At 63.2% G+C, this 24,894-nt stretch carries 26 protein-coding genes; 2 read left to right on the top strand and 24 right to left on the bottom strand.

Translation table 11 applies throughout. The features are described from left to right. Position 1: 1 nt before the first annotated feature. The 9 genes from ccmI to ccmA form a co-directional block, all read right to left on the bottom strand. Entirely contained in the window at positions 2-1,213 is a 1,212-nt protein-coding gene (gene ccmI / locus AC07R1_RS17845; RefSeq protein ID WP_015634649.1) for a c-type cytochrome biogenesis protein CcmI, read from the bottom strand. Next, entirely contained in the window at positions 1,210-1,680 is a 471-nt protein-coding gene (locus AC07R1_RS17840; RefSeq protein WP_011060022.1) for a cytochrome c-type biogenesis protein, read from the bottom strand. Before AC07R1_RS17840 ends, ccmI begins: the two co-directional genes overlap by 4 nt. Beyond that, complete coding sequence (locus AC07R1_RS17835) at positions 1,677-2,213, bottom strand: DsbE family thiol:disulfide interchange protein (protein ID WP_011060021.1); 537 nt, start codon at positions 2,211-2,213, stop codon at positions 1,677-1,679. Before AC07R1_RS17835 ends, AC07R1_RS17840 begins: the two co-directional genes overlap by 4 nt. Then, entirely contained in the window at positions 2,210-4,198 is a 1,989-nt protein-coding gene (locus tag AC07R1_RS17830; RefSeq protein ID WP_011060020.1) for a heme lyase CcmF/NrfE family subunit, read from the bottom strand. Before AC07R1_RS17830 ends, AC07R1_RS17835 begins: the two co-directional genes overlap by 4 nt. 3 nt (positions 4,199-4,201) lie before the next feature. Continuing rightward, positions 4,202-4,657 carry a cytochrome c maturation protein CcmE gene (ccmE, locus tag AC07R1_RS17825; protein WP_011060019.1) on the bottom strand — a complete coding sequence of 152 codons (456 nt, stop codon included), beginning with the start codon at positions 4,655-4,657 and terminating at the stop codon, positions 4,202-4,204. Then, the gene (ccmD, locus tag AC07R1_RS17820) at positions 4,654-4,830 is read right to left on the bottom strand and encodes a heme exporter protein CcmD (protein ID WP_011060018.1); all 177 of its coding nucleotides are present in this window, start codon (positions 4,828-4,830) and stop codon (positions 4,654-4,656) included. The genes ccmE and ccmD overlap by 4 nt, the downstream gene beginning before the upstream one ends. Further along, positions 4,827-5,582 (bottom strand): heme ABC transporter permease, encoded by a 756-nt coding sequence (locus AC07R1_RS17815; protein ID WP_011060017.1) that lies wholly within the window; start codon positions 5,580-5,582, stop codon positions 4,827-4,829. Before AC07R1_RS17815 ends, ccmD begins: the two co-directional genes overlap by 4 nt. A 90-nt stretch (positions 5,583-5,672) precedes the next feature. Beyond that, complete coding sequence (gene ccmB / locus AC07R1_RS17810; RefSeq protein WP_011060016.1) at positions 5,673-6,341, bottom strand: heme exporter protein CcmB; 669 nt, start codon at positions 6,339-6,341, stop codon at positions 5,673-5,675. After that, complete coding sequence (gene ccmA / locus AC07R1_RS17805; RefSeq protein WP_011060015.1) at positions 6,338-6,973, bottom strand: cytochrome c biogenesis heme-transporting ATPase CcmA; 636 nt, start codon at positions 6,971-6,973, stop codon at positions 6,338-6,340. Before ccmA ends, ccmB begins: the two co-directional genes overlap by 4 nt. Before the next feature lie 196 nt (positions 6,974-7,169). Between ccmA and fliK the strand changes: the two genes are divergently transcribed. After that, positions 7,170-8,753, top strand: coding sequence for a flagellar hook-length control protein FliK (gene fliK / locus AC07R1_RS17800; RefSeq protein ID WP_026020030.1), 1,584 nt, complete (start codon positions 7,170-7,172; stop codon positions 8,751-8,753). Continuing rightward, positions 8,750-9,079: an EscU/YscU/HrcU family type III secretion system export apparatus switch protein gene (locus AC07R1_RS17795; protein WP_495110792.1), complete on the top strand. Its 330-nt coding sequence runs from the start codon at positions 8,750-8,752 to the stop codon at positions 9,077-9,079. The genes fliK and AC07R1_RS17795 overlap by 4 nt, the downstream gene beginning before the upstream one ends. A gap of 59 nt (positions 9,080-9,138) precedes the next feature. On the opposite strand, the gene AC07R1_RS17790 is transcribed toward AC07R1_RS17795, so the two are convergent. The 15 genes from AC07R1_RS17790 to flhB all read right to left on the bottom strand — a co-directional run bounded on the left by AC07R1_RS17790 (position 9,139) and on the right by flhB (position 24,893). Next, positions 9,139-9,531 carry a DUF2802 domain-containing protein gene (locus AC07R1_RS17790; RefSeq protein WP_011060012.1) on the bottom strand — a complete coding sequence of 131 codons (393 nt, stop codon included), beginning with the start codon at positions 9,529-9,531 and terminating at the stop codon, positions 9,139-9,141. After that, entirely contained in the window at positions 9,532-10,014 is a 483-nt protein-coding gene (locus tag AC07R1_RS17785; protein WP_011060011.1) for a chemotaxis protein CheW, read from the bottom strand. Between the two features lie 79 nt (positions 10,015-10,093). Further along, a complete protein-coding gene (locus AC07R1_RS17780) occupies positions 10,094-10,972 on the bottom strand; it encodes a chemotaxis protein CheW (RefSeq protein ID WP_011060010.1) in 879 nt (292 codons plus the stop codon). Between the two features lie 84 nt (positions 10,973-11,056). Then, a complete protein-coding gene (locus tag AC07R1_RS17775) occupies positions 11,057-11,845 on the bottom strand; it encodes a ParA family protein (protein ID WP_011060009.1) in 789 nt (262 codons plus the stop codon). A 50-nt stretch (positions 11,846-11,895) separates the two neighbouring features. After that, complete coding sequence (gene motD, locus AC07R1_RS17770) at positions 11,896-12,780, bottom strand: flagellar motor protein MotD (RefSeq protein ID WP_011060008.1); 885 nt, start codon at positions 12,778-12,780, stop codon at positions 11,896-11,898. Between the two features lie 2 nt (positions 12,781-12,782). Further along, positions 12,783-13,523 (bottom strand): flagellar motor protein, encoded by a 741-nt coding sequence (locus AC07R1_RS17765; protein ID WP_011060007.1) that lies wholly within the window; start codon positions 13,521-13,523, stop codon positions 12,783-12,785. After that, the gene (locus AC07R1_RS17760) at positions 13,523-14,644 is read right to left on the bottom strand and encodes a protein-glutamate methylesterase/protein-glutamine glutaminase (protein ID WP_011060006.1); all 1,122 of its coding nucleotides are present in this window, start codon (positions 14,642-14,644) and stop codon (positions 13,523-13,525) included. Before AC07R1_RS17760 ends, AC07R1_RS17765 begins: the two co-directional genes overlap by 1 nt. Positions 14,645-14,691: 47 nt before the next feature. After that, positions 14,692-16,983, bottom strand: a complete 2,292-nt coding sequence (locus AC07R1_RS17755) for a chemotaxis protein CheA (RefSeq protein ID WP_053149762.1) — start codon at positions 16,981-16,983, stop codon at positions 14,692-14,694. Between the two features lie 12 nt (positions 16,984-16,995). Beyond that, a complete protein-coding gene (locus AC07R1_RS17750) occupies positions 16,996-17,784 on the bottom strand; it encodes a protein phosphatase CheZ (RefSeq protein WP_047284566.1) in 789 nt (262 codons plus the stop codon). Positions 17,785-17,814: 30 nt separating this feature from the next. Further along, entirely contained in the window at positions 17,815-18,186 is a 372-nt protein-coding gene (locus AC07R1_RS17745; RefSeq protein WP_003183998.1) for a chemotaxis response regulator CheY, read from the bottom strand. 165 nt (positions 18,187-18,351) lie between these two features. Then, positions 18,352-19,092 (bottom strand): RNA polymerase sigma factor FliA, encoded by a 741-nt coding sequence (gene fliA, locus AC07R1_RS17740; protein ID WP_011060003.1) that lies wholly within the window; start codon positions 19,090-19,092, stop codon positions 18,352-18,354. Then, positions 19,089-19,919 carry a flagellar synthesis regulator FleN gene (fleN, locus tag AC07R1_RS17735; RefSeq protein ID WP_011060002.1) on the bottom strand — a complete coding sequence of 277 codons (831 nt, stop codon included), beginning with the start codon at positions 19,917-19,919 and terminating at the stop codon, positions 19,089-19,091. Before fleN ends, fliA begins: the two co-directional genes overlap by 4 nt. A 118-nt stretch (positions 19,920-20,037) precedes the next feature. Continuing rightward, positions 20,038-21,360 carry a flagellar biosynthesis GTPase FlhF gene (gene flhF, locus AC07R1_RS17730; protein ID WP_011060001.1) on the bottom strand — a complete coding sequence of 441 codons (1,323 nt, stop codon included), beginning with the start codon at positions 21,358-21,360 and terminating at the stop codon, positions 20,038-20,040. 11 nt (positions 21,361-21,371) lie between these two features. Further along, positions 21,372-23,501: a flagellar biosynthesis protein FlhA gene (flhA, locus tag AC07R1_RS17725; protein WP_065363384.1), complete on the bottom strand. Its 2,130-nt coding sequence runs from the start codon at positions 23,499-23,501 to the stop codon at positions 21,372-21,374. A 216-nt stretch (positions 23,502-23,717) separates the two neighbouring features. Further along, the gene (flhB, locus tag AC07R1_RS17720; protein WP_065363383.1) at positions 23,718-24,893 is read right to left on the bottom strand and encodes a flagellar biosynthesis protein FlhB; all 1,176 of its coding nucleotides are present in this window, start codon (positions 24,891-24,893) and stop codon (positions 23,718-23,720) included. Position 24,894 lies beyond the last annotated feature (1 nt).

The raw sequence follows: 24,894 nt of genomic DNA, 5'->3' as shown, positions 1-24,894 counted from the left end.
ATTATTGATCCGGACTGTCGATGGTCAGCTGCTGGGCAGCGGTGGTGCTGCTGGCCAGAGGCTGGCTGCGCCCGACCCACTCGCCGGCCGTCGGCTGGCCGGCGCGGGACACGCGCGCAACCAGTTGGACTTCAGGGAAGTTCGACAGTTTCAACTGCGGCATCATCGCGTCGGCATCCGCCAGCTCGACGGTGGCCGGCAAGTCGGCCACGGTCAGGCGCTTGGCCGCCAGCGGCGCGGGTGGCCCCTGGGTGGCGCGAGCAAAGATGAACACGCTGTCGCCCGGCTGGACCTTGGCCTTGAGCTCGGCCGCCAGGTCGACCCTGACCTTGAGCACCGCGCCCTTGGCCTGAGCCTTGGCCGCAGGTTCGCTGGCAACCTTGCCGCCACTGGCCACCAGCTTCTCGCTGGCGCGGTCGATACCGCCCTGCAACGCGGCGCGGGAGTTGTCGTCCGGCGGCAGTTGCGCCTGCAGGCGCTTCCAGTAGTCGATGGCTTCCTGGAAACGCCCGCCTTCGAAGGCGGCGATCCCCAGCAGCCCGAGGCTGGTGACTTCATTGGGGTCGGCTTTCAGGGCTTCGTCGGTCAGGCCCTGGACCTTGTCCGACCATTGCTTGTTGTCGGCAAAGTACTGCGCCTGGGCCCATTGCCCCAGCAGCTCGGGCTGACGCCCGGCCAGGGCCACGGTGCGTTCGAAGATCTTCGCCGCGTCCGCCGGCCGGTCCTGGGCCATGTAGGTTCGGCCGAGGAAGTACAGGCCTTCGGCGGAATCCGGCTGGGCCGCTACCGCACGCTCCAGGCGCCGGGTCATTTCCTCCATGGACTGTGGCGCCTGGGCGAACTCCCGGGTCAGCTCGACCTTGTCGCTGGCACCAAAATGCAGGTACAGGCCCAGGCCCAGTACCGGCACCAGCAGCGCGGCCAGCAACGGCAGCGGCTTGCCCAGGCGCGAAGTGCGCACGTTAGCGCTGCCTTCGGTATCGGCCAGCAGTTCGCGCGCGGCTTCGGCACGGCCACTGTCCATCTGTTCGGCACTGAGCACGCCTTCCTGCTGCTGGCTGTGCAGTTCGGCCACGCGCTCTTCATAAAGCGCCACGTTCAGCGCGGTACGATCCTCTTCACGCTGAGCGCGACGCTCACGCAATACCGGGATCAACAGGAAACTCAGGGCAATCAGGAGCAGCAGGCCTGCCGCAAGCCAGAAATCAATCATGGGTGGTTTTTATCCAGCAGTTGGTCGAGGCGCTGACGCTCTTCGACGGAAAGCGTGTTCGGGCTGTCGCTGCGCTGCACGCGCCGACGCCGGACAATCACGACAATGATCACCAGCCCGCCCAGCAGCAACCCGGCGGGGCCGAACCAGAGCAAGGCAGTCTTGCCGGTCAGGGCCGGCCGGTAGCGCACGAAGTCACCGTAGCGATCGACCATGAAGTCGATGATCTGCTGGTTGTCCTTGCCCTCGCCGAGCATGCGGAAAATCTCTTTGCGCAGGTCGGCAGCAATCGGCGCGTTGGAATCGGCGATGTCCTGGTTCTGGCACTTGGGGCAGCGCAGTTCCTTGGTCAGCTCGTGGAACCGTTCGCGATCGGTGTCGTTGGCGAACTGGTAGGTGTCGATGGCGGCATGGGCCATGCCGGCGATGCCCAGGCCCAGGATGGCGGCGGCTAACCAGCGCTTCATGGCTTGGCCTCGTCGACCAGGGCCTGGTACTTGGCGGCCAGTTGCTCGCGCCACACCACTTCGTCGATCACCCCGACGTACTTGTCGCGGATGATGCCCTTGGCGTCGATGAAAAAGGTTTCCGGAGCGCCGTAGACGCCCAGGTTCAGGCCCAGGGAGCCCTCCTCGTCACGCACGTCCAGCAGGTAGGGATTGTGGAATTCGGCCAGCCACTTCAGGGCATCGGCGTTGACGTCCTTGTAGTTGATGCCGTAGATCACCACGCCCTTCTCGGCCAGCTTGTTCAGTACCGGGTGCTCGACCCGGCAGGAAATGCACCAGGTGCCCCAGACGTTGACCAGCGCCGGCTTGCCCAGCAGGTCGGCGCGGGTCAGGGTCTTGTCGCCCTGCACCGACGGCAGGGAGAACTCCGGGAACGGCTTGCCGATCATCGCCGACGGCAGTTCGGCCGGGTCCAGGTACAACCCGCGATAGAGGAACACCGCCACCACCAGGAACACCGCCAGGGGCAGCATCATCATCCAGCGTCTCATGCCGTAGCTCCTGTCATGCCCAGCGCTTCGCGCACGCGGCTTTTAACCTTGACCCGGTAGCGCCGGTCCAGGGCCGCCAGCAAGCCACCGAAACCGGTGAGCAGGCCGCCGAACCAGATCCAGCGCACGAACGGCTTGACGTGTACCCGCACCGCCCAGGCGCCATCGCCCAGGGGCTCGCCAAGGGCCACATACAGGTCGCGGGTGAAGCCGGCATCGATCCCGGCCTCGGTCATCATCGAACTCTGCACGGTATACAGGCGCTTCTCCGGATGCAGCACCGCCACTTCCTTGCCGTTGCGCACCACGCGGACGGTGCCCTTGTCGGAAGTGAAGTTCGGCCCTTCGAAGTGCTTGGCGCCCTCGAAGATGAAGTGATAGCCGGCCAGTTCCATGGATTCGCCCGGCGCCAGGCGCAGATCGCGCTCGGCGCTGTTCTGGCTCGACAGCACCACGCCCAGGGCGCAGACCGCGATGCCCAGGTGCGCCAGCTGCATGCCCCAGTAGCTGCGGGTCAGGCTCGGCAGGCCCTTGATCAGGCCCTTGTGCCGGGTCTTGTCGACGATGTCGCGAGCCCCGGCCAGCAGCACCCAGGCCGCCAGCAGGAAGGTCGCCAGCACGGCCCAGTTGAAGTCGCCATAGGCGATGCCCGCAACCACGGCCAGGGCCACGCTGCCCAGCAGTACCGGGCCGAGCATGCCCACCAGCCATTTCACCGGGGTGTCTTTCCAGCGCACCAGCACGCCCACCGCCATCACCACCATCAGCAGGGCCATCAGCGGAATGAACAGCGCGTTGAAGTACGGCGGGCCCACCGACAGCTTGGCGCCGGTCAGGGCGTCCAGCACCAGCGGGTACAGGGTGCCGAGGAGAATCATCGAGGCCGCCACCACCAGCACCAGGTTGTTGCCCAGCAGCAGGGTTTCCCGCGACCAGAGGTTGAAGCCCACCTGGCTCTTGACCACCGGCGCGCGCAGGGCGAACAGGGTCAGCGAACCACCCACCACGAACAGCAGGAAAATCAGGATGAACACGCCGCGCTCAGGGTCGGAGGCGAAGGCATGCACCGAAGTCAGGACGCCGGAACGCACCAGGAAAGTCCCCAGCAGGCTCAGGGAAAAGGCGGCAATCGCCAGCAGCACGGTCCAGCTCTTGAACACCCCGCGCTTTTCGGTGACCGCCAGGGAGTGGATCAGCGCCGTGCCCACCAGCCAGGGCATGAACGAGGCGTTTTCCACCGGGTCCCAGAACCACCAGCCACCCCAGCCCAGTTCGTAGTAGGCCCACCAGGAGCCCAGGGTGATGCCGATGCCGAGGAAGGCCCAGGCCACGATGGTCCAGGGCCGCGACCAGCGAGCCCAGGCGGCGTCCAGGCGACCGCCGAGCAAGGCGGCGATGGCGAAGGCGAAGGCCACCGAAAAACCCACATAGCCCATATAGAGCATCGGCGGGTGAACGATCAGGCCAATGTCCTGCAACAGCGGGTTGAGGTCGCGACCATCGGCCGGCACCTGGGGCAGGATCCGCGAAAACGGGTTGGAGGTCATGATCAGGAACAGCAGGAAGCCGGTGCTGATCATGCCCATCACCGCCAGCACCCGGGCCAGCATCACCTGGGGCAACTGGCGCGAGAACACCGACACGGCGAAGGTCCAGCCACCGAGGATCAGTGCCCAGAGCAGCAGCGAGCCTTCGTGAGCCCCCCACACGGCGCTGAACTTGTAGTACCAGGGCAAGGCGCTGTTGGAGTTGCTGGCGACATAGGCCACCGAGAAATCGTCGCTCATGAAAGCGTAGGTCAGGCAGCCGAAGGCGAACGCCAGGAAGGCGAACTGGCCCCAGGCAGCCGGCTGGGCCAGGCTCATCCACAGGCGATCACCGCGCCAGGCCCCCAGCAGCGGCACCACGGCCTGGACCAGGGCGAAGCACAGGGCGAGGATCATCGCCAGGTGACCGAGTTCGGGAACGAACAGTGCGGAACTCATGGCTTAACCCTCTTTCGCTGGTGTCGGTGCCGATTGGCCGCTGTCTTTCAGGGCCTTGGTGACTTCCGGCGGCATGTACTTCTCGTCGTGCTTGGCCAGCACTTCATCGGCCACCACCACGCCATCGGCGTTGAGCTTGCCCAGGGCAACGATGCCCTGCCCTTCGCGGAACAGGTCCGGAAGGATGCCGCGGTAGGTGATGGTCACCGACTTGTTGAAGTCGGTGACCACGAATTTCACGTCCAGGGAGTCGGCGGAACGCTGCAGGGAACCGGCCTGGACCATGCCGCCGGCGCGGATCCGCGTGTCCAGCGGGGCTTCGCCATTGGCGATCTGGGTCGGGGTGTAGAACAGGTTGATGTTTTCCTTCAGCGCGCTGAGGGCCAGGCCAACGGCAATGCCGACACCGACCAGAATCGCCAGGATGATCAAAAGACGCTTTTTACGCAGCGGATTCACTTACCGTTCTCCCGGCGCAGACGACGCGCCTCTTGTTGCAGATAGCGCTTGCGCGCCAGGATCGGCGCCACCAGCTCACGAGCCAGGACCACCAGGCAAATGCCATAGGCCGACCAGACGTAGAGGCCGTGATGGCCCATGGCGAGAAAATCGCTGAAGGATGCAAAGCTCATCGGGCGGCCTCCAGGCTGCGTTGGACTTCGGCCTTGACCCAGCTGGTCCGGGCTTCACGCTTGAGCACCTCAAGGCGCATGCGCAGCAACAGCAGCACACCAAAGAAACAGTAGAAACCCAACGAGGTCAGCAGCAGCGGCAGCCACATTTCCACCGGCATGGCAGGCTTTTCGGTCAGGGTGAAGGTCGCGCCCTGGTGGAGGGTGTTCCACCATTCCACCGAGTATTTGATGATCGGGATATTCACCACCCCGACAATCGCCAGCACCGCACAGGCCTTGGCGGCGCTGTCACGATTGCTGATGGCGGCATTGAGCGCAATCAGACCTGCGTACAGAAACAGCAGGATCAGCATCGACGTTAGTCGGGCATCCCAGACCCACCAGGAACCCCAGGTCGGCTTGCCCCAGATAGCCCCGGTCACCAGGGCCAGGAAAGTGATCGAGTGCCCGATGGGCGCCGCGCATTGCAGGGCGACATCGGCCAGTTTCATTTTCCACACCAGCCCGACCACACCGCACACGGCCAGCATGACGTAGCAGGACTGGGCCAGCATCGCCATCGGCACATGGATGTAGATGATGCGGAAACTGTTGCCTTGCTGGTAATCCGGTGGCGCAAAGGCCAGGCCCCAGACCACGCCGATGCCGATCAGCAACACGGCGGCAACACTCAGCCAGGGCAGCAGCTTGCCACTGATGCCGTAAAACCATTTAGGCGAGCCGAGCTTATGAAACCAAGTCCAGTTCATTCACTATTTCCATCACGGGTGCTTTTCGTGGTCGAAAAGCCTGGGTCTTTTCTCAGAAAGAAGTGATCAAAAAATGATCAGACCTCATTATTATTCGCCGACGCTGATCTTCAGGCCAGCCGCTATTGCAAAGGGTGTCAAGGTTACTGCCAGGGCGGTCAGGCTCCCAAGCCAGAGCAGGTAACCGGTTGCCGGCATGCCCTGCAATGCCGCCTGCAGGGCGCCACTGCCGAGAATCAGTACCGGGATGTACAACGGCAGGATCAGCAGCGCCAGCAGCAGGCCGCCACGCTTGAGCCCTACCGTCAATGCCGCGCCTACTGCGCCCAGCAGGCTGAGCACCGGGGTCCCCAGCAGCAGGGACATCAGCAGCACCGGCAGACAGGCGGCAGGCAGCCCCAGCATCACCGCCAGCAAGGGCGCGAGCAAGACCAGTGCCAACCCGGAAAACACCCAGTGTGCCAGTACCTTGGCCAGAACCAGAAGAGCCAGGGGGTGCGGCGAAAGGACCCACTGCTCCAGGGATCCATCCTCGAAATCACTGCGAAAAAGCCCGTCCAGCGAGAGCAGGACGGACAATAGGGCCGCTACCCAGACCAGCCCCGGAGACAAGGTTTGCAACAATTGTGTCTCAGGTCCCACGGCCAGGGGGAACAGTGCGACAACGATTGCGAAAAATACCAAGGGGTTGGCCAGTTCCGCCGGGCGCCGGCACAACAGGCGCGCTTCACGGGCCACCAACAGGGCAAACACACTCATGCGGCCCACCGTCCCAGGTCAATGTCACGGTAGCCGGAAGGCATGCGGGCCAGGCTGTGGTGGGTGGTCAGGACCACCATGCCGCCGCGCTCGCAATGGCCCGCCAGGTGTTCTTCGAGCTGGGCCACGCCTTGCTTGTCGAGGGCGGTGAAGGGTTCGTCGAGTATCCACAACGGCGGGCTGTCCAGGTACAGGCGCGCCAAGGCCACGCGGCGCTGCTGGCCGGCGGAAAGGGTATGGCACGGCACATCCTCGAAACCGCGCAGGCCGACCGCCGCCAGGGCCTGCCAGATCGCCTCGCGCCGGGCAGGCTGGTGCAGGGCACAGAGCCAGCTGAGGTTCTCCTCGGGGCTCAACAGCTCCTTGATGCCGGCGGCATGGCCGATCCACAACAGGTTGCGGGCCAGTTCCGCGCGCTGGGCGTGCAATGGCTGGCCATTGAGCAGCACCTGGCCGCTGGTGGGCTGCATCAACCCGGCCAGCAGGCGCAGCAGGCTGGTCTTGCCGCTGCCGTTGGGGCCGCTGATCTGCACCATGTCGCCGCCCGTCAGACGCAACTCGAGGTGTTCAAATAGCATCCGCCAATCGCGCTCACAGGCGAGTGCTACGGCTTCGAGAAGAGGGCTGGTCAAGGGATAGCGGGCCTTTACAGGTTCAAGTCGGCAACGGAGCGGCCGTTAAAGAGATGCAGGATAAATGCATTGGCGGCCTGTTCTAGAGAGCTGCGTCAAACAATTGCAATGTTTTCACCACTCCCCCAAAGACGGGCGGCATTATACATGCGAAGCCCTACGCTTATGAGGGCTAATTTCCACAGGTTGTGTCCGAATGACAGGCGAAATGAACATCCTGCCTGCGCCCCAGGTGCCCGCGCCCGGCGCCTCGCGCCCCCAGGCGATCAGCGGGGAACTGCTGAAGCTGGTGCCGCCCCTGGAAGGCCTGATTGCCGCCGGCCAGAGCGCCAAGGCCGAAGTGCTGTCGCTCAAGCAGACCGACCAGACGTTCCAGTTGCTGCTCAAAGTGACCCTGGACAACGGCCGGCAAACCACTTTGCAGGCCACCAGCAATCAACCCCTGCCCCAGGGCACCAGCCTGGCGGTCACCCAACCCTCGGCGGGCAACCTGGCGATCACCGTGCAACAGGCCATCGCCTCCAGTGTCGCCGCCCTGACCCGCCTGGACACCAGCCAACTGCCTCCCGGCACCCTGATCCAGGCCAAGGTGCTGACCACCCAGATGCTGCCCCAGGGCACCAGCCAGCCGGCGATCTATCGCTCCCTGGTGAGCCTGCTCAACACCGCACAGAGCGGCGCCACCCTGAGCATCGAAAGCCCGCAGCCGCTGCGCATCGGCAGCCTGCTCAGCGCCCTGGTCTCGGATGCCCAGACCCTGAATTTCGTCCCCCTGAGCAGCCGTCAGGAGCAATTGGCCATCGCCGCCCAACTGGCCAGCCAGCAAAGCCGCCAGGGTTCCCTCAGTAGCTTGATCAACGCCCTGCAGAACCTGCCCGCCGACAGTGACCCCTCGACCACCTCCACTGACCTGCGCGCCGCCGTCGAGCGTCTGCTGGCCGGCCTGCCCGACGTGCAGCAACTGAGCAACCCGCGCGGCGTGGCCCAGGCCTTGCTGGGCAGCGGCCTGTTCCTGGAAGCCCGGCTGCTGGCCGGGGCCAACCCGGGGCAGGTGCCGGACATGAAGGCCGACCTGTTGCGCCTGATCGCCCAGCTGACCCCGGGCCTGCCCTCCTCCACCAGCTTCAACGCCATCCTGGCCGCCAACACCCTGGCCCAGTCGCTGCCCAGCTTCGTGCGCAGCGCCCTGGGTACCCTCGGCCAGGTCAGCGCCAAGGCTTCGCCCACCGGCTTTCCATTGCCGGAACGGTTGCTGCAGAGCCTGGAAGGCGAAGGTGACCTGGAACAACTGCTGCGCCTGGCCGCCGCGGCCGTATCGCGTTTGCAGAGCCATCAACTGTCGAGCCTGGAGCAAAGCGGCCTGACCGACGATGGCAGGCTGTTGAGTACCTGGCAGTTGGAAATCCCCATGCGCAACCTGCAGGACATCGTGCCCTTGCAGGTCAAGCTGCAGCGCGAAGAGGCGCCGGAACCGGAGCCGGAACACAAACGCGAGGAACGTGAGCCCAAGCAGGCCCTGTGGCGGGTCGACCTGGCCTTCGACCTGGAGCCTCTGGGCCCGCTGCAAGTCCAGGCACAGCTGATCCAGGGCCGGCTGTCCAGCCAGCTCTGGGCCGAGCGCCCCTATACGGCGAGCCTGATTGAAAGCCACCTGGGCAACCTGCGCGAACGCCTGCTGGCCTCGGGACTGAATGTCGGCGACCTGGATTGCCACCTCGGCACTCCGCCCCAGGGCCCGCAAACCCGATTGGAACAACGCTGGGTGGACGAAACCGCATGAAGCACTCTCCGCCACCACGCCAGGCCATCGCCCTCAAATACGATGGCCAGCAAGCTCCGACCCTCACCGCCAAGGGCGATGACGAACTGGCCGAAGCCATCCTGAAGATTGCCCGAGACTATGAAGTCCCGATCTACGAGAACCCCGAGCTGGTGAAGCTGCTGGCGCGACTGGAACTGGGCGAGAGCATTCCGCCGGAGCTGTACCGGACCATCGCCGAGATCATCGCCTTCGCCTGGAACCTCAAGGGCAAGTTCCCGGCGGGGCATGATCCGCAACGGGCGGAACTGGAGAAGGACATCACCGAACGCGGCGACGATTACTGATACAGCCCGGCCGCATGAGGGCCCCAGGGGCCTTTTTGCAGCGGGCGTTCGCGGTTACATCAGCCTTTGTGCAGCTTGCTGACCAGCTCCGCTTCAGCCTGGGTGAGGCCGCAGGACTGGGTCAGCTCGTCGACGCTGGCGCCCATGCCCACCAGGCGCGCGGCCTGGGCGAACGACAGGCTGGAAGGGTCACGCTGCTCCAGCTGGGCCAGCTTGTCCGGCAAAGGCGCTACCACAGCGCGCAACTCGTGCAGGTCCTCGCCCATGCGCACCGTACCGCTCTGGTAATGGTCGACGCGCTTGGCCAGCTCCTTGATCCGCTGGTCGCGCACGGCGTCACCCTCAGCCTGCTGGGCAGCAATCTGCCGCTGGTTGCGGGTGTAGGACAGGAACAGAGCCAGAGTGGCCACCCAGAGGATCGCCAGGACAATTACCGCTACCTCGAGGATCAATCAGATACTCTCCAGTTCCGACCATTCCTCTTCGCTCATCATCTTGTCCAGCTCAACCAGAATCAGCAGTTCGCCGTTCTTGTTGCACACGCCCTGGATGAACTTGGCCGACTCTTCGTTGCCGACGTTCGGCGCGGTCTCGACTTCCGACTGGCGCAGGTAAACCACTTCGGCGACGCTGTCCACCATGATCCCGACCACTTGCTTGTCGGCTTCGATGATGACGATCCGGGTGTTGTCGTTGACTTCGGTCGGCACCAGGCCGAAGCGCTGGCGGGTATCGATCACGGTCACCACGTTGCCGCGCAGGTTGATGATCCCCAGCACGTAGCTGGGTGCGCCCGGCACCGGAGCGATCTCGGTGTAGCGCAGCACTTCCTGGACCCGCATCACGTTGATGCCGTAGGACTCGTTATCCAGCTTGAAGGTGACCCATTGCAGGATCGGATCTTCGGAACCCTGTGCAGACGACGACTTATTCATACCCTGACCCCTCAAATAACCGTTGAAAACGGCGTGTGTTCTGTGTGGCCACGCCCGACGGACGCGGCCTGTTGTTGGTTTACTTCGGCTTGTGGGCCGCTTGACTGATCGCCATCTGCTTGGCGCCACCGGTGGCGATCAATTCCGCCAGTTCGGCAACATCGAGCAAGGCGCACATATGTTCAATCACCGTGCCGGCCAGCCACGGGCGTTGGCCACGGTGACTGCGCCACTTGATTTCATTGGGGTCCAGGCGCAGCGAGCGGCTGACCTGGTGCACCGCCAGCCCCCACTCATAGCCCTGGACCGAGATCACGTACTGCAGGCCCTGGCGGAAATCGTCGCGGTAGCGATCCGGCATGACCCAGCGTGCGGTATCCAGCACCTTCAGGTTGCCAGCCTGGCTCGGCAGGATACCGAGGAACCATTCCGGCTGGCCGAACAGCGGCGTCAGCTCCTGCCCGGCCAGGGAATAGATCGAGCCCAGGCATACCAGGGGCACCGCCAGGGTCAGGCCCGCGACATCGAACAACAGGCACTCGAACGGCTCTGCCGCCCAGGCGGGACGATCGCTGCCGGTGACCGGAGGCGGCGTATTGCTCGGCGGCAAGTGCACTTCCACCACGGGCGGCACCAGGGCCTGGAGCATCGGCACCACGGGCGAGAGAGTGCTTGGCATGGGCTCCGGCGCTTCCAGCACCGGGGTGGCAACGGGCTCTGGCGCAGCAACCGCAGGCGCCGAGTGCTGCTGGAGCTCGGCGTCACGGGCCTGCTCTTCCAGTACCGCGGCCTGGAATTCATCCAGCACTTCACTGGAGGCTTCGACCACTACCGGGGCGGGCACCGGGATCGGCGGCTCTGGCAGCAACTCCTCGTCGGTGGCGTCCTGCAGCAAAGCGTCCAGGTACGACTGCAGCGCCAACTGCGGCCGGCTCTTTACATCCAGAGGACGGTTCATGAGGATGCCCACGCTAAAACCCCGATACAGTGACCTGTAGGGGTTATCGGCCGGGCGGCGTGGCGACTTGAATAACGCTTCACGTCAAGCCACCTGCGCCACGAGCTGCTGGGCCAGCAAGTGCTTGAGCAAGGCCTTGTAGGCCAGTACGCCGCGGCTCTTGCCATCGAATTGCGAAGGGGTGACCCCGGCCCGGCTGGCGTCGCGCAGGCGGGTATCCACCGGAATGTAGCCTTGCCAGATCTCCTCGGGAAACTTGTCCCGCAGTACCCGCAGGGTGCCCAGGGAGGCCTGGGTACGGCGGTCGAACAGGGTCGGCACGATAGTGAACGGCAAGGGTTGCTTGCGCGAGCGATTGACCATGGCCAGGGTATTGACCATGCGCTCCAGGCCCTTGACCGCCAGGTGCTCGGTCTGCACCGGGATCACCAACTGCTGGCTGGCCGCCAGGGCATTGACCATCAGCACCCCGAGCAACGGGGGGCTGTCGATCACCGCATAGTCGAAATCCTGCCACAGCTGCGCCAGGCTCTTGGCGATTACCAGGCCCAGGCCGCTCTGCCCCGGCGACTGGCGCTCCAGGGTGGCCAGCGCGGTGCTGGACGGCAACAGCGAAATACGCTCGTGGCTGGTACCCAGCAACAACTGGCCCGGCAGGTCCTGGGGCACATTGCCCTTGTGCAGGAACAGGTCGTAGCTGCTGTGCTCCAGGCTGTCCGGGTCATAGCCGAAGTAGCTGGTCATGGAGCCGTGGGGGTCGAGATCGACCACGACCACACGCTTGCCCGCCTCGGCCAGCAAGCCGGCTAAAGCGATGGAACTGGTGGTTTTACCGACACCACCCTTTTGATTGGCAACTGCCCAGACTCTCATTCGGTTGGTTCCTCCCGCCCGGCCACAGCGGGGCGAGACATAGCGCTAAGTTATAAAGCAGGTGACGGAGAATTGACGGCGCTTCCCTGTACCGGCGTTTTGACCGGGGTTGGTGCAGTTTGTGTGCCAGCACGCTTGAGTGCCGCATCCGGTGTTGCATGGGCGGTGCCGGTACCGGTCAGGCTGCGGCGCACATCCAGGTTGCGCGACACCACCAGCACCACCCGGCGATTGCGCGCCCGGCCTTCGGCGGTGGCGTTGTTGGCCACTGGCTGGAACTCACCGTAGCCCACCGAGGCCATGCGCGCCGGGTTCACCCCCTGCATCGCCAGCATGCGCACGATGCTCGCCGAACGGGCCGAGGACAGTTCCCAGTTGGTCGGGTATTGCGCGGTCTGGATCGGCAGGTTGTCGGTGAAGCCCTCGACATGGATCGGATTGTCGAAGGGTTTGAGGATCTTCGCCACCTTGTCGATGATGGTGAACGCCTGGTCGCTGGGCATGGCATCGCCACTGCCGAACAGCAGGCTGGAGTTGAGTTCGATCTCCACCCACAGTTCATTGCCGCGCACGGTCATCTGGTTGGAGCTGATCAGGTCGCCGAAGGCTGCGCTGATGTCATCGGCGATGCTTTTCAGCGGGTCGCTGGCCCCGGCGATGCCGGCGTCGGTCTGGTCGCTGTCCTTGACCAGGGGTTTGGCCGGGGTCACGGTCTTGGGACGCTCGTCACCGATGGGAATCGGCTTGAGGCTACGATCGGAGTCGGTGAAGACCCCGATCAAGGCTTCGGAAATGACCTTGTACTTGCCCTCGTTGATCGAGGAAATCGAGTACATGACCACGAAAAACGCGAACAGCAAGGTAATGAAGTCGGCGTAGGAAACCAACCAGCGCTCATGGTTGACGTGTTCTTCTTGCTGGCGACGACGGGCCATAATCAGTCCATGAAGCCTTGCAGCTTCAGCTCGATGGAGCGGGGGTTTTCGCCTTCGGCGATCGACAGGATGCCTTCGAGGAGCATTTCCCGGTAACGCGACTGGCGCAAGGCAACGGATTTCAGCTTGGCGGCGATCGGCAGCAGCACCAGGTTGGCACTGGCCACCCCATAGATAGTGGCGACGAAGGCCACGGCGATGCCGCTACCCAGCTGGGATGGATCGGCCAGGTTGCCCATCACGTGGATCAGCCCCATTACCGCGCCGATGATGCCGATGGTCGGCGCATAGCCGCCCATGCTCTCGAACACCTTGGCGGCCTCGATATCACGACTTTCCTGGGTATAGAAATCCACTTCGAGAATGCTGCGGATGGCTTCGGGTTCGGCACCGTCCACCAGCAACTGCAAGCCCTTGCGCGCATAACTGTCAGGCTCGGCATCCGCCACGCCTTCCAGGCCCAGCAGGCCTTCCTTGCGCGCGGTGAGGCTCCAGTTGACCACCCGGTCGATGCCGCCCGGCAGATCGACCCGGGGCGGGAACAGGATCCAGGCAAGGATCTGCATGGCCCGTTTGAAGGCGCTCAGCGGCGACTGCAGCAGTGCCGCGCCGATGGTCCCGCCGAGCACGATCAGTGCCGCCGGACCGTTGGCCAGGGCCGACAGGTGCCCCCCCTCCAGGTAGTTGCCACCGATGATGGCGACAAACGCCATGATGATCCCGATAAGGCTGAGCACATCCATCAGAGACAGGCCTCGACCAGGTGCCGGCCGATGTCGTCCAGGCTGTACACCGCATCCGCCAGGTTGGCCTTGACGATGGCCATTGGCATGCCATAGATCACACAGCTGGCCTCGTCCTGGGCCCATACCGCACTGCCGCCCTGCTTGAGCAGACGCGCGCCTTCGCGACCGTCGGCGCCCATGCCGGTGAGCACCACCGCCAGAACTTTGTCGCTGTAGGACTTGGCCGCAGAGCCGAAGGTGATATCCACGCACGGCTTGTAGTTCAAGCGCTCATCGCCCGGGAGAATCTTCACCGCACCACGACCGTCGACCATCATCTGCTTGCCGCCAGGCGCCAGCAGCGCCAGGCCCGGACGCAGGATGTCGCCATCCTCGGCTTCCTTGACGCTGATGCGGCAGAGCTTGTCCAGACGCTCGGCAAAGGCCTTGGTGAAGGCCGCCGGCATATGCTGGATTAGCACGATAGGTGCCGGGAAGTTGGCCGGCAGCTGGGTCAGGACCCGCTGCAGCGCCACCGGGCCGCCTGTGGACGTACCAATGGCCACCAGCTTGTAGGCCTTGCGCTTGGGTGCCGGCGAATTCGCACTGGCCGCCGGCGCCGCTGCGCGGGCCGGAGCCGGTGCGGGAGCTGGCGAGCGCGAACTGGCGAAGCTCGAAGGAGCAGGTGCCGGAGCACTCGCCGGCTGCGGTGCCGGAGCACTGTAGCTGCTGAAGCGCCGATTGCTGCGCGAAATACTGTGGACCTTCTCGCACAGCAACTGCTTGACCTTCTCGGGATTGCGCGAGATGTCCTCGAAGTTCTTCGGCAGAAAGTCCACCGCCCCGGCATCCAGCGCATCGAGAGTCACTCGGGCGCCTTCGTGGGTCAGGGAGGAGAACATCAGGACCGGCGTCGGGCAGCGCTGCATGATGTGCCGCACTGCGGTGATGCCATCCATCATCGGCATCTCGTAGTCCATGGTGATCACGTCCGGCTTGAGCGCCAGGGCCTGATCGATCGCCTCTTTACCATTGGTCGCCGTGCCGACGACCTGGATATTCGAATCCGCTGAAAGAATTTCCGAGACGCGGCGGCGGAAAAAACCCGAATCGTCCACCACCAGGACTTTGACTGCCATAAACACTCCGTTAGGTGGGGCGAGGCCAACCGCCCCTCCCCGCCGAATCAAATACGCCGTGCGGCGTAACGCTTGAGCATGCTCGGAACATCGAGGATCAGAGCAATGCGGCCGTCACCGGTAATGGTGGCGCCGGACATGCCCGGGGTTCCCTGAAGCATTTTGCCCAAGGGCTTGATGACCACTTCTTCCTGGCCCACCAGTTGATCGACGACAAAGCCGATCCGCTGGGTACCCACCGAAAGGATCACTACGTGGCCCTCGCGCTGCTCTTCATGAGCGGCGGAACTGACCAGCCAGCGTTTGAGGTAGAACAGGGGCAACGCCTTGTCGCGCACGATCACCACTTCCTGGCCGTCCACCACGTTGGTGCGCGACAGGTCGAGGTGGAAGATCTCGTTGACGTTGACCAGCGGGAAAGCGAATGCCTGGTTGCCGAGCATGACCATCAGTGTCGGCATGATCGCCAGGGTCAACGGCACCTTGATGACGATCTTCGAGCCCTGGCCCTTGGTCGAATAGATGTTGATCGAACCATTGAGCTGGGAAATCTTGGTCTTCACCACGTCCATGCCCACACCGCGACCGGACACATCGGAAATCTCGGTCTTGGTGGAGAAGCCCGGGGCAAAGATCAGGTTGTAGCACTCGGTATCGCTCAGGCGGTCGGCGGCATCCTTGTCCATCACGCCGCGCTTGACGGCGATGGCGCGCAACACGTTCGGGTCCATGCCCTTGCCGTCATCGGAGATCGACAGCAGGATGTGGTCGCCTTCCTGTTCCGCCGCCAGTACCACCTTGCCGCCACGGGACTTGCCCGAGGCTTCGCGCTCTTCCGGCGATTCGATGCCGTGGTCCACCGCGTTGCGCACCAAGTGCACCAGCGGGTCGGCCAGGGCTTCTACCAGGTTCTTGTCGAGGTCGGTTTCTTCCCCCACCAGCTCCAGGTTGATCTCTTTCTTGAGCTGCCGGGCCAGGTCGCGAACCAGGCGCGGGAAGCGCCCGAAGACCTTCTTGATCGGCTGCATGCGGGTCTTCATCACCGCGGTCTGCAGGTCGGCAGTCACCACGTCGAGGTTCGACACGGCCTTGGACATGGCTTCGTCGCCGCTGTTGAGGCCCAGGCGCACCAGGCGGTTACGCACCAGCACCAGCTCGCCCACCATGTTCATGATTTCGTCCAGGCGCGCGGTATCGACACGCACCGTGGTTTCCGCTTCGCTGGCAGGCTTTTCCGCCGGCGGGGCCGCAGCGGCGGCGCGAGCCGGGGCCGGGGCCGGGGCCGCAGCAGGAGCAGCGGCAGCTTTCGGCGCCTCGGCCTTGGGCTCGGGCTTCTTCGCCGCCGGCTTGGCGACGGCAGCAGTGGCCGCCGCAGCCGGAGCCGCAGTGGCCGCGGCTGGCTTGGCCGCACCCGGGGTTTCGGAGAATTTGCCCTTGCCGTGCAACTCATCCAGCAGGGATTCGAATTCGTGATCGGTGATCAGGTCGCTGCCGGCTGCGGCTGCGCTTGGTGCGGCTGCGGCAGGAGCGGCAGGCGCCGCCGCCACGGCCGAATCCAGGGCCTCCACGGCGAAGTTGCCCTTGCCATGCAACTGGTCCAGCAATGCTTCGAATTCATCGTCGGTGATCTCATCACCTGCGCCAGCCGCACCACTGGTGGCACTGGCCGCGGCCGGTGCCACGGCATCCGGGGCGAACTGGCCCTTGCCGTGCAACTGATCGAGCAGGGATTCGAACTCGGCGTCGGTGATTTCATCGCTGGCCGGCTCGCCCTGGGCCGCAGGTGCGGCGGCAGGCGCTGCTTCGGCTTCGGCCTTGGCGGCATTCAGCGAGTCGAGCAACAGCTCGAATTCGTTATCGGTGATGTCCCCTGCCGGGCTTTCTTCAGCCACAGGCTCGGCAACCGGCTCAACCACCTCTTCCACAGCAGGTGCTGCAGGCTCGGCACCGGCAGGTTCGGCCAGGCGCGCCAGGGCCGCCAGCAACTCCGGTGTGGCAGCGGTGATTTCGGTGCGCTCACGGACCTGGCTGAACATGCCGTTCACCGCGTCCAGAGCTTCAAGCACCACGTCCATCAGTTCCGAGTCGACTCGCCGCTCACCCTTGCGCAGGATGTCGAAGACGTTCTCGGCGATGTGGCAGCACTCCACCAGCTCATTGAGCTGGAGGAAGCCGGCGCCCCCTTTAACAGTGTGAAAACCGCGAAAAATTGCATTGAGCAAATCCGCATCATCCGGCCGGCTTTCCAGCTCGACCAGTTGTTCGGACAGTTGCTCTAGAATCTCGCCGGCCTCAACCAGGAAATCCTGAAGGATCTCTTCATCGGCGCCGAAGCTCATTAATGGGTGCTCCTAGAATCCAAGGCTGGAAAGCAAATCGTCTACATCGTCCTGACCGGACATAACGTCTTCCCGTTTATCGGCATGAATCTGCGGACCTTCACCCTTGGCGAGATGTTTTTGCGGATCTTTTTCAGCGAGGATCGATTCACGGTCATGTTCGATACCGGCGAAACGATCGACCTGGCTGGCCATCAAGACGAGTTTGAGCAGATTGCTTTCGACTTCCGTGACCAACTGGGTCACACGCTTGATCACCTGACCGGTCAGGTCCTGGTAATCCTGCGCCAGCAGAATGTCGTTGAGGTGGCCCGAAACGGTGCGGGTTTCCTGCTCGCTGCGCGTCAGGAAACTGTCGACCCGGCGCGCCAGTTCGCGAAACTCTTCAGCGCCGACCTCGCGCCGCATGAAGCGCCCCCAGTCTGCGCTCAAGGCCTGGGCTTCAGTGCTCAGGCCGTTGACCAGCGGGGTGCTGCTCTCCACCAGGTCCATGGTGCGGTTGGCTGCGGCTTCCGTCAGCCGGACCACATAGGACAGGCGCTCAGTGGCATCCGTGATCTGTGAAACTTCCTCGGCTTGCGGCATGTGCGGGTCAATCTGGAAATTGACGATCGCGCTATGCAGCTCGCGGGTGAGCTTGCCCACTTCCTGGTACAGGCCGCGGTCACGGGTCTGATTGAGCTCATGGATCAATTGCACCGCTTCGCCGAACTTGCCCTTTTCAAGGCTCTCGACCAGTTCCAGCGCATGTTTTTTCAGGGTCGACTCAAAGTCGCCCAGTGAAGATTCGTTATGCTCCATAGCTCCCCCGTGGCGGAATGGCTACGCGTCTCAACCGATGCGTTCGAAGATTTTTTCGATCTTCTCTTTCAACGCCTGAGCCGTGAATGGTTTGACGACATAGCCGTTTACGCCGGCCTGGGCAGCTTCGATGATCTGCTCGCGCTTGGCTTCAGCAGTCACCATCAATACCGGCAGGTGCTTGAGTTTTTCATCGGCGCGCACGTGGCGCAGCAGGTCGATACCGGTCATGCCCGGCATGTTCCAGTCCGTTACCAGAAAGTCGATGCTCCCGCTGTTGAGTACCGGAATGGCGGTAGTGCCATCGTCGGCCTCGACCGTGTTGGTGAATCCCAGATCACGCAACAGGTTCTTAATGATCCGCCGCATCGTTGAAAAGTCATCAACGATGAGGATTTTCATGTTCTTGTCCAATTCGACCTCCAAGCAGTCTTAAACGCATCCAGCACCTGAACGCGCCATTCAATCAATCCGGCATAACACACAACGACTGCATGGAGCACATACTGCAAGACCGGTGCAGCGCTTGCTTCACCGGTCCTGAACGCAGTGTCCCCACACTGCCTGTCAGCGCGCTCGCCACTCCCCCAAACGCCCCCGCAAACGGGCTGCGCACTGGCTGTGTAACTGGCTGACCCGCGATTCGCTGACCCCCAGGACCTCACCGATTTCCTTGAGGTTCAGCTCTTCGTCGTAGTACAGCGCCAACACCAGTCGCTCGCGCTCCGGCAAATTGGCAATCGCATCCGCCAACGCGGCCTGGAAGCGTTCATCCTCCAGGTCCCGTGACGGCTCGAGATGAGCACTGGCGCCATCCTCATGCAGCCCTTCATGCTCGCCGTCCTGCAACAGGTCGTCGAAACTGAACAGGCGGCTGCCCAAGGTGTCGTTCAAAATCCCGTAATAATCGTCGAGACTCAATTGAAGTTCGGCCGCAACTTCATGATCTTTAGCGTCACGACCGGTTTTAGCTTCAATTGCGCGAATCGCATCACTGACCATGCGCGTATTACGGTGCACCGAACGCGGTGCCCAGTCGCCTTTACGAACCTCGTCGAGCATCGCCCCACGGATACGGATACCCGCGTAGGTTTCGAAACTCGCCCCCTTGCTCGCGTCGTATTTGGTCGACACTTCAAGCAAACCGATCATCCCGGCCTGAATCAGGTCTTCTACCTGAACACTGGCCGGCAACCGCGCCAGCAGGTGATAGGCAATACGCTTGACCAGAGGCGCGTAGCGCTCGATCAATTCGTACTGGCTGTCACGCGCCGACTTCTTGTAGAGGTTGTAGCCACTGGCAGTCATAGCACCGGTCCCGCTGTTTGATGCACTAGCCGCTCGACAAAAAACTCCAGATGCCCGCGTGGGTTCGCCGGCAACGGCCAGGTATCGACTTTTTGCGCGATGGCCTTGAACGCCAATGCACACTTCGAACGAGGAAAGGCTTCATAGACCGCACGCTGCTTTTGCACGGCCTTGCGTACGCTTTCGTCGTAGGGAACTGCGCCGACGTATTGTAAGGCCACGTCCAGGAAGCGATCCGTGACCTTGGTCAATTTTGCAAACAGGTTGCGACCTTCCTGAGGGCTCTGAGCCATGTTGGCCAGGACCCGGAAACGGTTCATGCCGTAGTCGCGGTTGAGCAGCTTGATCAGCGCGTAGGCGTCCGTGATCGAGGTCGGCTCGTCGCACACCACCAGCAGTACTTCCTGGGCCGCGCGGACAAAGCTGACTACCGAGTCACCAATACCCGCAGCGGTGTCGATCACCAGCACATCGAGATTGTCGCCGATATCGCTGAAGGCCTGGATCAGGCCAGCGTGCTGCGCGGGGCTCAGGTGCACCATGCTCTGGGTGCCCGAGGCGGCCGGTACGATGCGGATGCCTCCAGGGCCCTGGAGCAGCACATCGCGCAGTTCGCAACGACCCTCGATGACGTCGGCCAGGGTATGTTTGGGAGTCAGGCCCAGCAGGACATCGACATTGGCCAGTCCCAGGTCGGCATCCAGCAGCAAGACCCGCCGGCCGAGCTCAGCCAGAGCCAGGGACAAGTTCACTGACACATTAGTCTTGCCGACGCCACCTTTGCCGCCGGTCACCGCAATCACCTGTACGGGATGCATGCTGCCCATGTTCTTTCTTTACCTTGTCTTACTTAGACGGGGCCACATAACTGGCTGCGCGTTCACCATTGGAACAATGCATGGCAGACCATCGATGTAGATACACTGCAATCTATTCATGATTACCTCAGCCAACCCGTTTGGACGGGCTGTGGTAAAGGTCAGCGAACATGTCGGCCATGGCTTCCTCGCTGGGTTCTTCCTGCATCTGTACGCTTACCGCGCGACTCACCAGCTGATGCCGGCGAGGCAGGTGCAGATCGTCAGGAATCCGCGGACCATCAGTGAGATAGGCAACCGGCAGTTCATGACTGATAGCCAGGCTCAACACTTCGCCAAGACTGGCTGTTTCATCAAGTTTAGTCAGGATGCAACCGGCCAGGCCGCAGCGTTTGTAGCTGTGGTAGGCGGCGGTCAGCACCTGTTTCTGGCTGGTGGTAGCCAGTACCAGATAGTTCTTCGCACGAATGCCACGACCGGCCAGGCTCTCCAGTTGCATGCGCAACGCCGGATCGCTGGCCTGCAGGCCGGCGGTATCGATCAGCACCACGCGCTTGCGCAGCAGCGGATCCAGTGCCTGGGCCAGGGACTGGCCCGGGTCCACATGGGTCACCGACACATTCAGGATGCGCCCCAGGGTCTTGAGCTGCTCCTGGGCGCCGATGCGGTAGCTGTCCATGCTCACCAGGGCAATGTTCTGCGCCCCGTACTTGAGCACGTAGCGCGCCGCCAGCTTGGCCAGGGTGGTGGTCTTGCCCATGCCGGCCGGGCCGACCATGGCGATCACACCGCCCTCTTCCAGAGGCTCGACTTCCGGGGTCTGGATCATTCGCGCCAGGTGCGCCAGCAACATGCGCCAGGCCTGACGGGGTTCGTTGATTTCGGTAATCAGTGCCAGCAGGTCGCGGGCCAGCGGGCCCGACAGGCCGATGCGCTGCAGGCGACGCCAGAGATTGGCCTGCTCCGGACGACTGCCCTGCAATTGGCTCCAGGCCAGGGAGCCGAGCTGCACTTCCAGCAGTTCGCGCAGACCGTTGAGCTCGAAACGCATCGAGTCCAGCGCCCGCGTATCGGCAGGTGGCGCTGCAGGAGCCGGCGCCGGGCGCGGACGCTCGGTCAGGGTCGGCTCGATCAGGGGCTCGGCCGCGGTCAACGGCAGGCCGGCGAACAGCTGGCGATTGGTGATCGAGGCACTGTCGCCCTCGCCCCGCAGGCTCAGTTCGGCCTGGGCGGTGACAATCCGCGACTGGGTCTTGCGCAGCTCGTCCTCGAGTTCCATGTTCGGAACCCGTGGCGACAAGGCCGACAACTTGTAATCCAGCGCAGCCGTCAGCTCGACACCGCCGGCGATCCGCCGGTTGCCGATGATGGCGGCTTCAGCGCCCAACTCATCACGAACCAGTTTCATGGCCTGACGCATATCGGCGGCGAAAAAACGCTTAACTTGCATAACCCACTACCTCAGCCGTTGGGCCCTACTGTCGCAACGATGGTCACTTGCTTGTTGTCCGGAATTTCCTGGTACGCCAGCACATGCAAACCCGGGACGGCGAGACGGCCGAACCGCGAGAGCATGGCGCGGACCGGCCCCGCTACCAACAGAATCACCGGTTGACCTTGCATCTCTTGACGCTGCGCCGCATCGATCAGCGAACGCTGCAGCTTCTCTGCCATGCTTGGCTCCAGCAGAACGCCTTCTTCCTGGCCTTGTCCTGCCTTCTGCAGACTGCTGAGCAAAATTTGTTCCAACCTTGGCTCCAAGGTGATCACAGGCAGCTCAGACTCAGTGCCTACAATGCTTTGAACGATGGCACGAGACAATCCGACGCGTACCGCGGCAACCAAAGCGGCAGTATCTTGACTCTTGGCGGCATTGTTGGCGATGGCTTCGGCAATGCTGCGGATGTCGCGTACCGGCACCTGCTCGGCCAGCAGCGCTTGCAGGACCTTGAGCAACTGCGACAGCGACAGCACGCCCGGTACCAATTCCTCGGCCAGCTTCGGCGAACTCTTGGACAACACTTGCAGCAACTGCTGGACCTCTTCGTGGCCGATCAGTTCGCTGGAGTGCTTGTACAGAATCTGGTTCAAGTGGGTGGCGACCACGGTACTGGCGTCCACCACGGTGTAGCCCAGGGACTGCGCCTGCGGCCGCTGGCTGATTTCGATCCACACCGCTTCCAGACCAAAGGCCGGGTCCCGAGCGGAGATGCCGTTGAGCGTGCCATAGACCTGCCCCGGGTTGATCGCCAGCTCGCGATCCGGATAGATCTCCGCTTCGGCCAGGATCACCCCCATCAGGGTCAGGCGGTAGGCGCTCGGCGCCAGGTCCAGGTTGTCGCGGATATGCACCGTGGGCATGAGAAAGCCCAGGTCCTGGGAGAGCTTCTTGCGCACCCCCTTGATCCGCGCCAGCAATTGCCCGCCCTGGTTGCGATCCACCAGGGGAATCAGGCGGTAACCGACTTCCAGGCCGATCATGTCGATCGGCGTCACGTCGTCCCAACCCAACTCCTTGGTTTCCAGGGCACGGGCCGGGGAAGGCAGCAGGTCCTGTTGACGCTGGACCTCTTCCAGAGCCTTGACCTTGACCTGGTTCTGTTTTTTCCAGACCAGGTAAGCGGCGCCACCGGCCACGGCCGCCAGGCTGAGGAAGGAGACGTGCGGCATGCCCGGCACCAGCCCCATCACGGCCATCAGGCCGGCTGCCACCGCCAGCGCCTTGGGCGAAGCGAACATCTGGCGGTTGATCTGCTTGCCCATGTCTTCGGAACCCGAAGCCCGGGTCACCATGATCGCCGCCGCAGTGGACAGCAACAGTGATGGCAATTGCGCCACCAAACCGTCACCAATGGTCAGCAAGGCGTATACCCGGCCCGCATCGCCAAAGCTCATGTTGTGCTGGAAGATACCGACGGCCATGCCGCCGATCAGGTTGATGAACAGGATCAGCAAACCGGCGATGGCGTCACCGCGCACGAATTTGCTGGCACCGTCCATGGAACCGTAGAACTCGGCCTCCTGGGCCACTTCGAGACGGCGCAGCTTGGCCTGGTTCTGGTCGATCAGGCCGGCGTTCAAGTCAGCATCGATGGCCATCTGCTTGCCGGGCATGGCGTCCAGGGTGAAGCGCGCGCTCACCTCGGAAATACGGCCGGCACCCTTGGTCACCACCACGAAGTTGATGATCATGAGGATCGCAAAGACCACGATACCGACCACGTAGTTGCCGCCGATCACCACCTCACCGAAGGCCTGGATCACCTTACCGGCAGCGGCGTGGCCCTCCTGGCCATGGAGCATCACCACCCGGGTCGAGGCCACGTTGAGCGCCAGGCGCAGCAGCGTGGCCACCAGCAGAATGGTGGGGAACACGGCAAAGTCCAGCGGCCGCAGGGCGTACACGCACACCAGCAGAACCACGATCGACAAAGCGATGTTGAACGTGAAGAACACGTCCAGCAGGAACGCCGGGACCGGCAACATCATCATGGCCAGCATGACCAACAGCAGCACCGGCACACCCAGATTGCCTCGACCGAGGTCAGCCAGGTTGCTGCGAGCCGTGTTGATTAACTGAGAGCGATCCACCGATTTACCCCGTTCCGTAAAGCAAACTTTTGACGCCTGAAGCGGCACGGGGCTGCTACTGCAAGAAACCTTCCAACTTTGCCCTGACCCCGGAAGCAGAGGGACGCAGCCTCTATCAGCCGCATCGGCAAGCCCGGGCATGCACAAGCAAAAAAAATAATGGCAATAAGCCACTTTTCTGGCGAGAAGTGTTTTTTAGCGCCGCTATGGCCAGGCTTATACCGGCGTGACGGGCCCGGGCGGGGCCTGCTTGCCAGAAGTATCGCGCTGCAGATCCGGCGGAATCGGCAGATCCTTGAGCGGATCCGGGCGCTTGCCCTTGCCCGCGCGGTGCTGGCGGATCTGATAGACGTAGGCCAGTACCTGGGCCACCGCCAGGTAAAGCCCGGCAGGAATCTCTTCCTCAAGCTCGGTGGAATAGAAGATCGAACGCGCCAGGGCCGGCGACTCCAGCAGCATGACTTCGTGGGCCACGGCGATCTCGCGAATCTGCAAGGCCAGGAAGTCGCTGCCCTTGGCCAGCAGCACCGGCGCCCCGCCCTTCTCGGCATCGTATTTGAGCGCCACGGCGTAGTGGGTCGGGTTGGTGATGACCACATCGGCCTCCGGGATCGCCGCCATCATCCGCCGCTGGGACATCTCGCGCTGCAACTGGCGAATCCGCTGCTTGACCTCAGGCCGCCCCTCCTGGTCCTTGTGCTCGTCGCGCACTTCCTGCTTGGTCATCAGCAACTTCTTGTGAGCCTGGTACAGCTGCACCGGCACATCCACTGCGGCAATCAGGATCAGCCCGCAGGCCATCCACAAGGTGCTCCAGCCCACCACCTGGATGCTGTGGATGATCGCCTTCTCCAGGGGCTCATGGGCGATACGCAAGAGGTCGTCGATATCTGCCGAGAGCACCGAGAGCGCCACGAACAGCACCAGGGCAAACTTGGCCAGGGCCTTGAGCAGCTCGATCAACGCCGTGGGGGAAAACATCCGCTTGAGGCCGTTGGCCGGGTTCATCCGGCTGAACTTGGGCGCCAGGCTCTTTCCGGCGAACAACCAGCCGCCCAGGGAAATGGGGCCGATGACCGCCGCCAGCAGCAGGGTCAGCAGTACCGGCTGCACCGCCAGGATGGCGATCTTGCCCGAATGCAGCAGGTACAGGCCCATGGCCCCGGGGCTGAGCAGCACTTCACGGGGCAGGGAGAAGTTCAGGCGCATGATTTCCAGCAGATCCAGGGCCAGGCCACCACCATAGACCAGCAGACCACCCGCCCCCGCCAGCATGATGGCCAGGGTATTGAGCTCCTTGGAGCGGGCAATCTCGCCCTTTTCCCGGGAGTCCTTTTTGCGTTTCTCCGTGGGCTCTTCTGTCTTGTCCTGACCGCTCTCGCTCTCTGCCATG

It is taken from the genome of Pseudomonas sp. GW821-FHT07F01 (assembly GCF_059418825.1).
The sequence above is the reverse complement of the archived record's forward strand: the minus strand, read 5'-3'. Positions and strand labels throughout refer to the sequence as shown.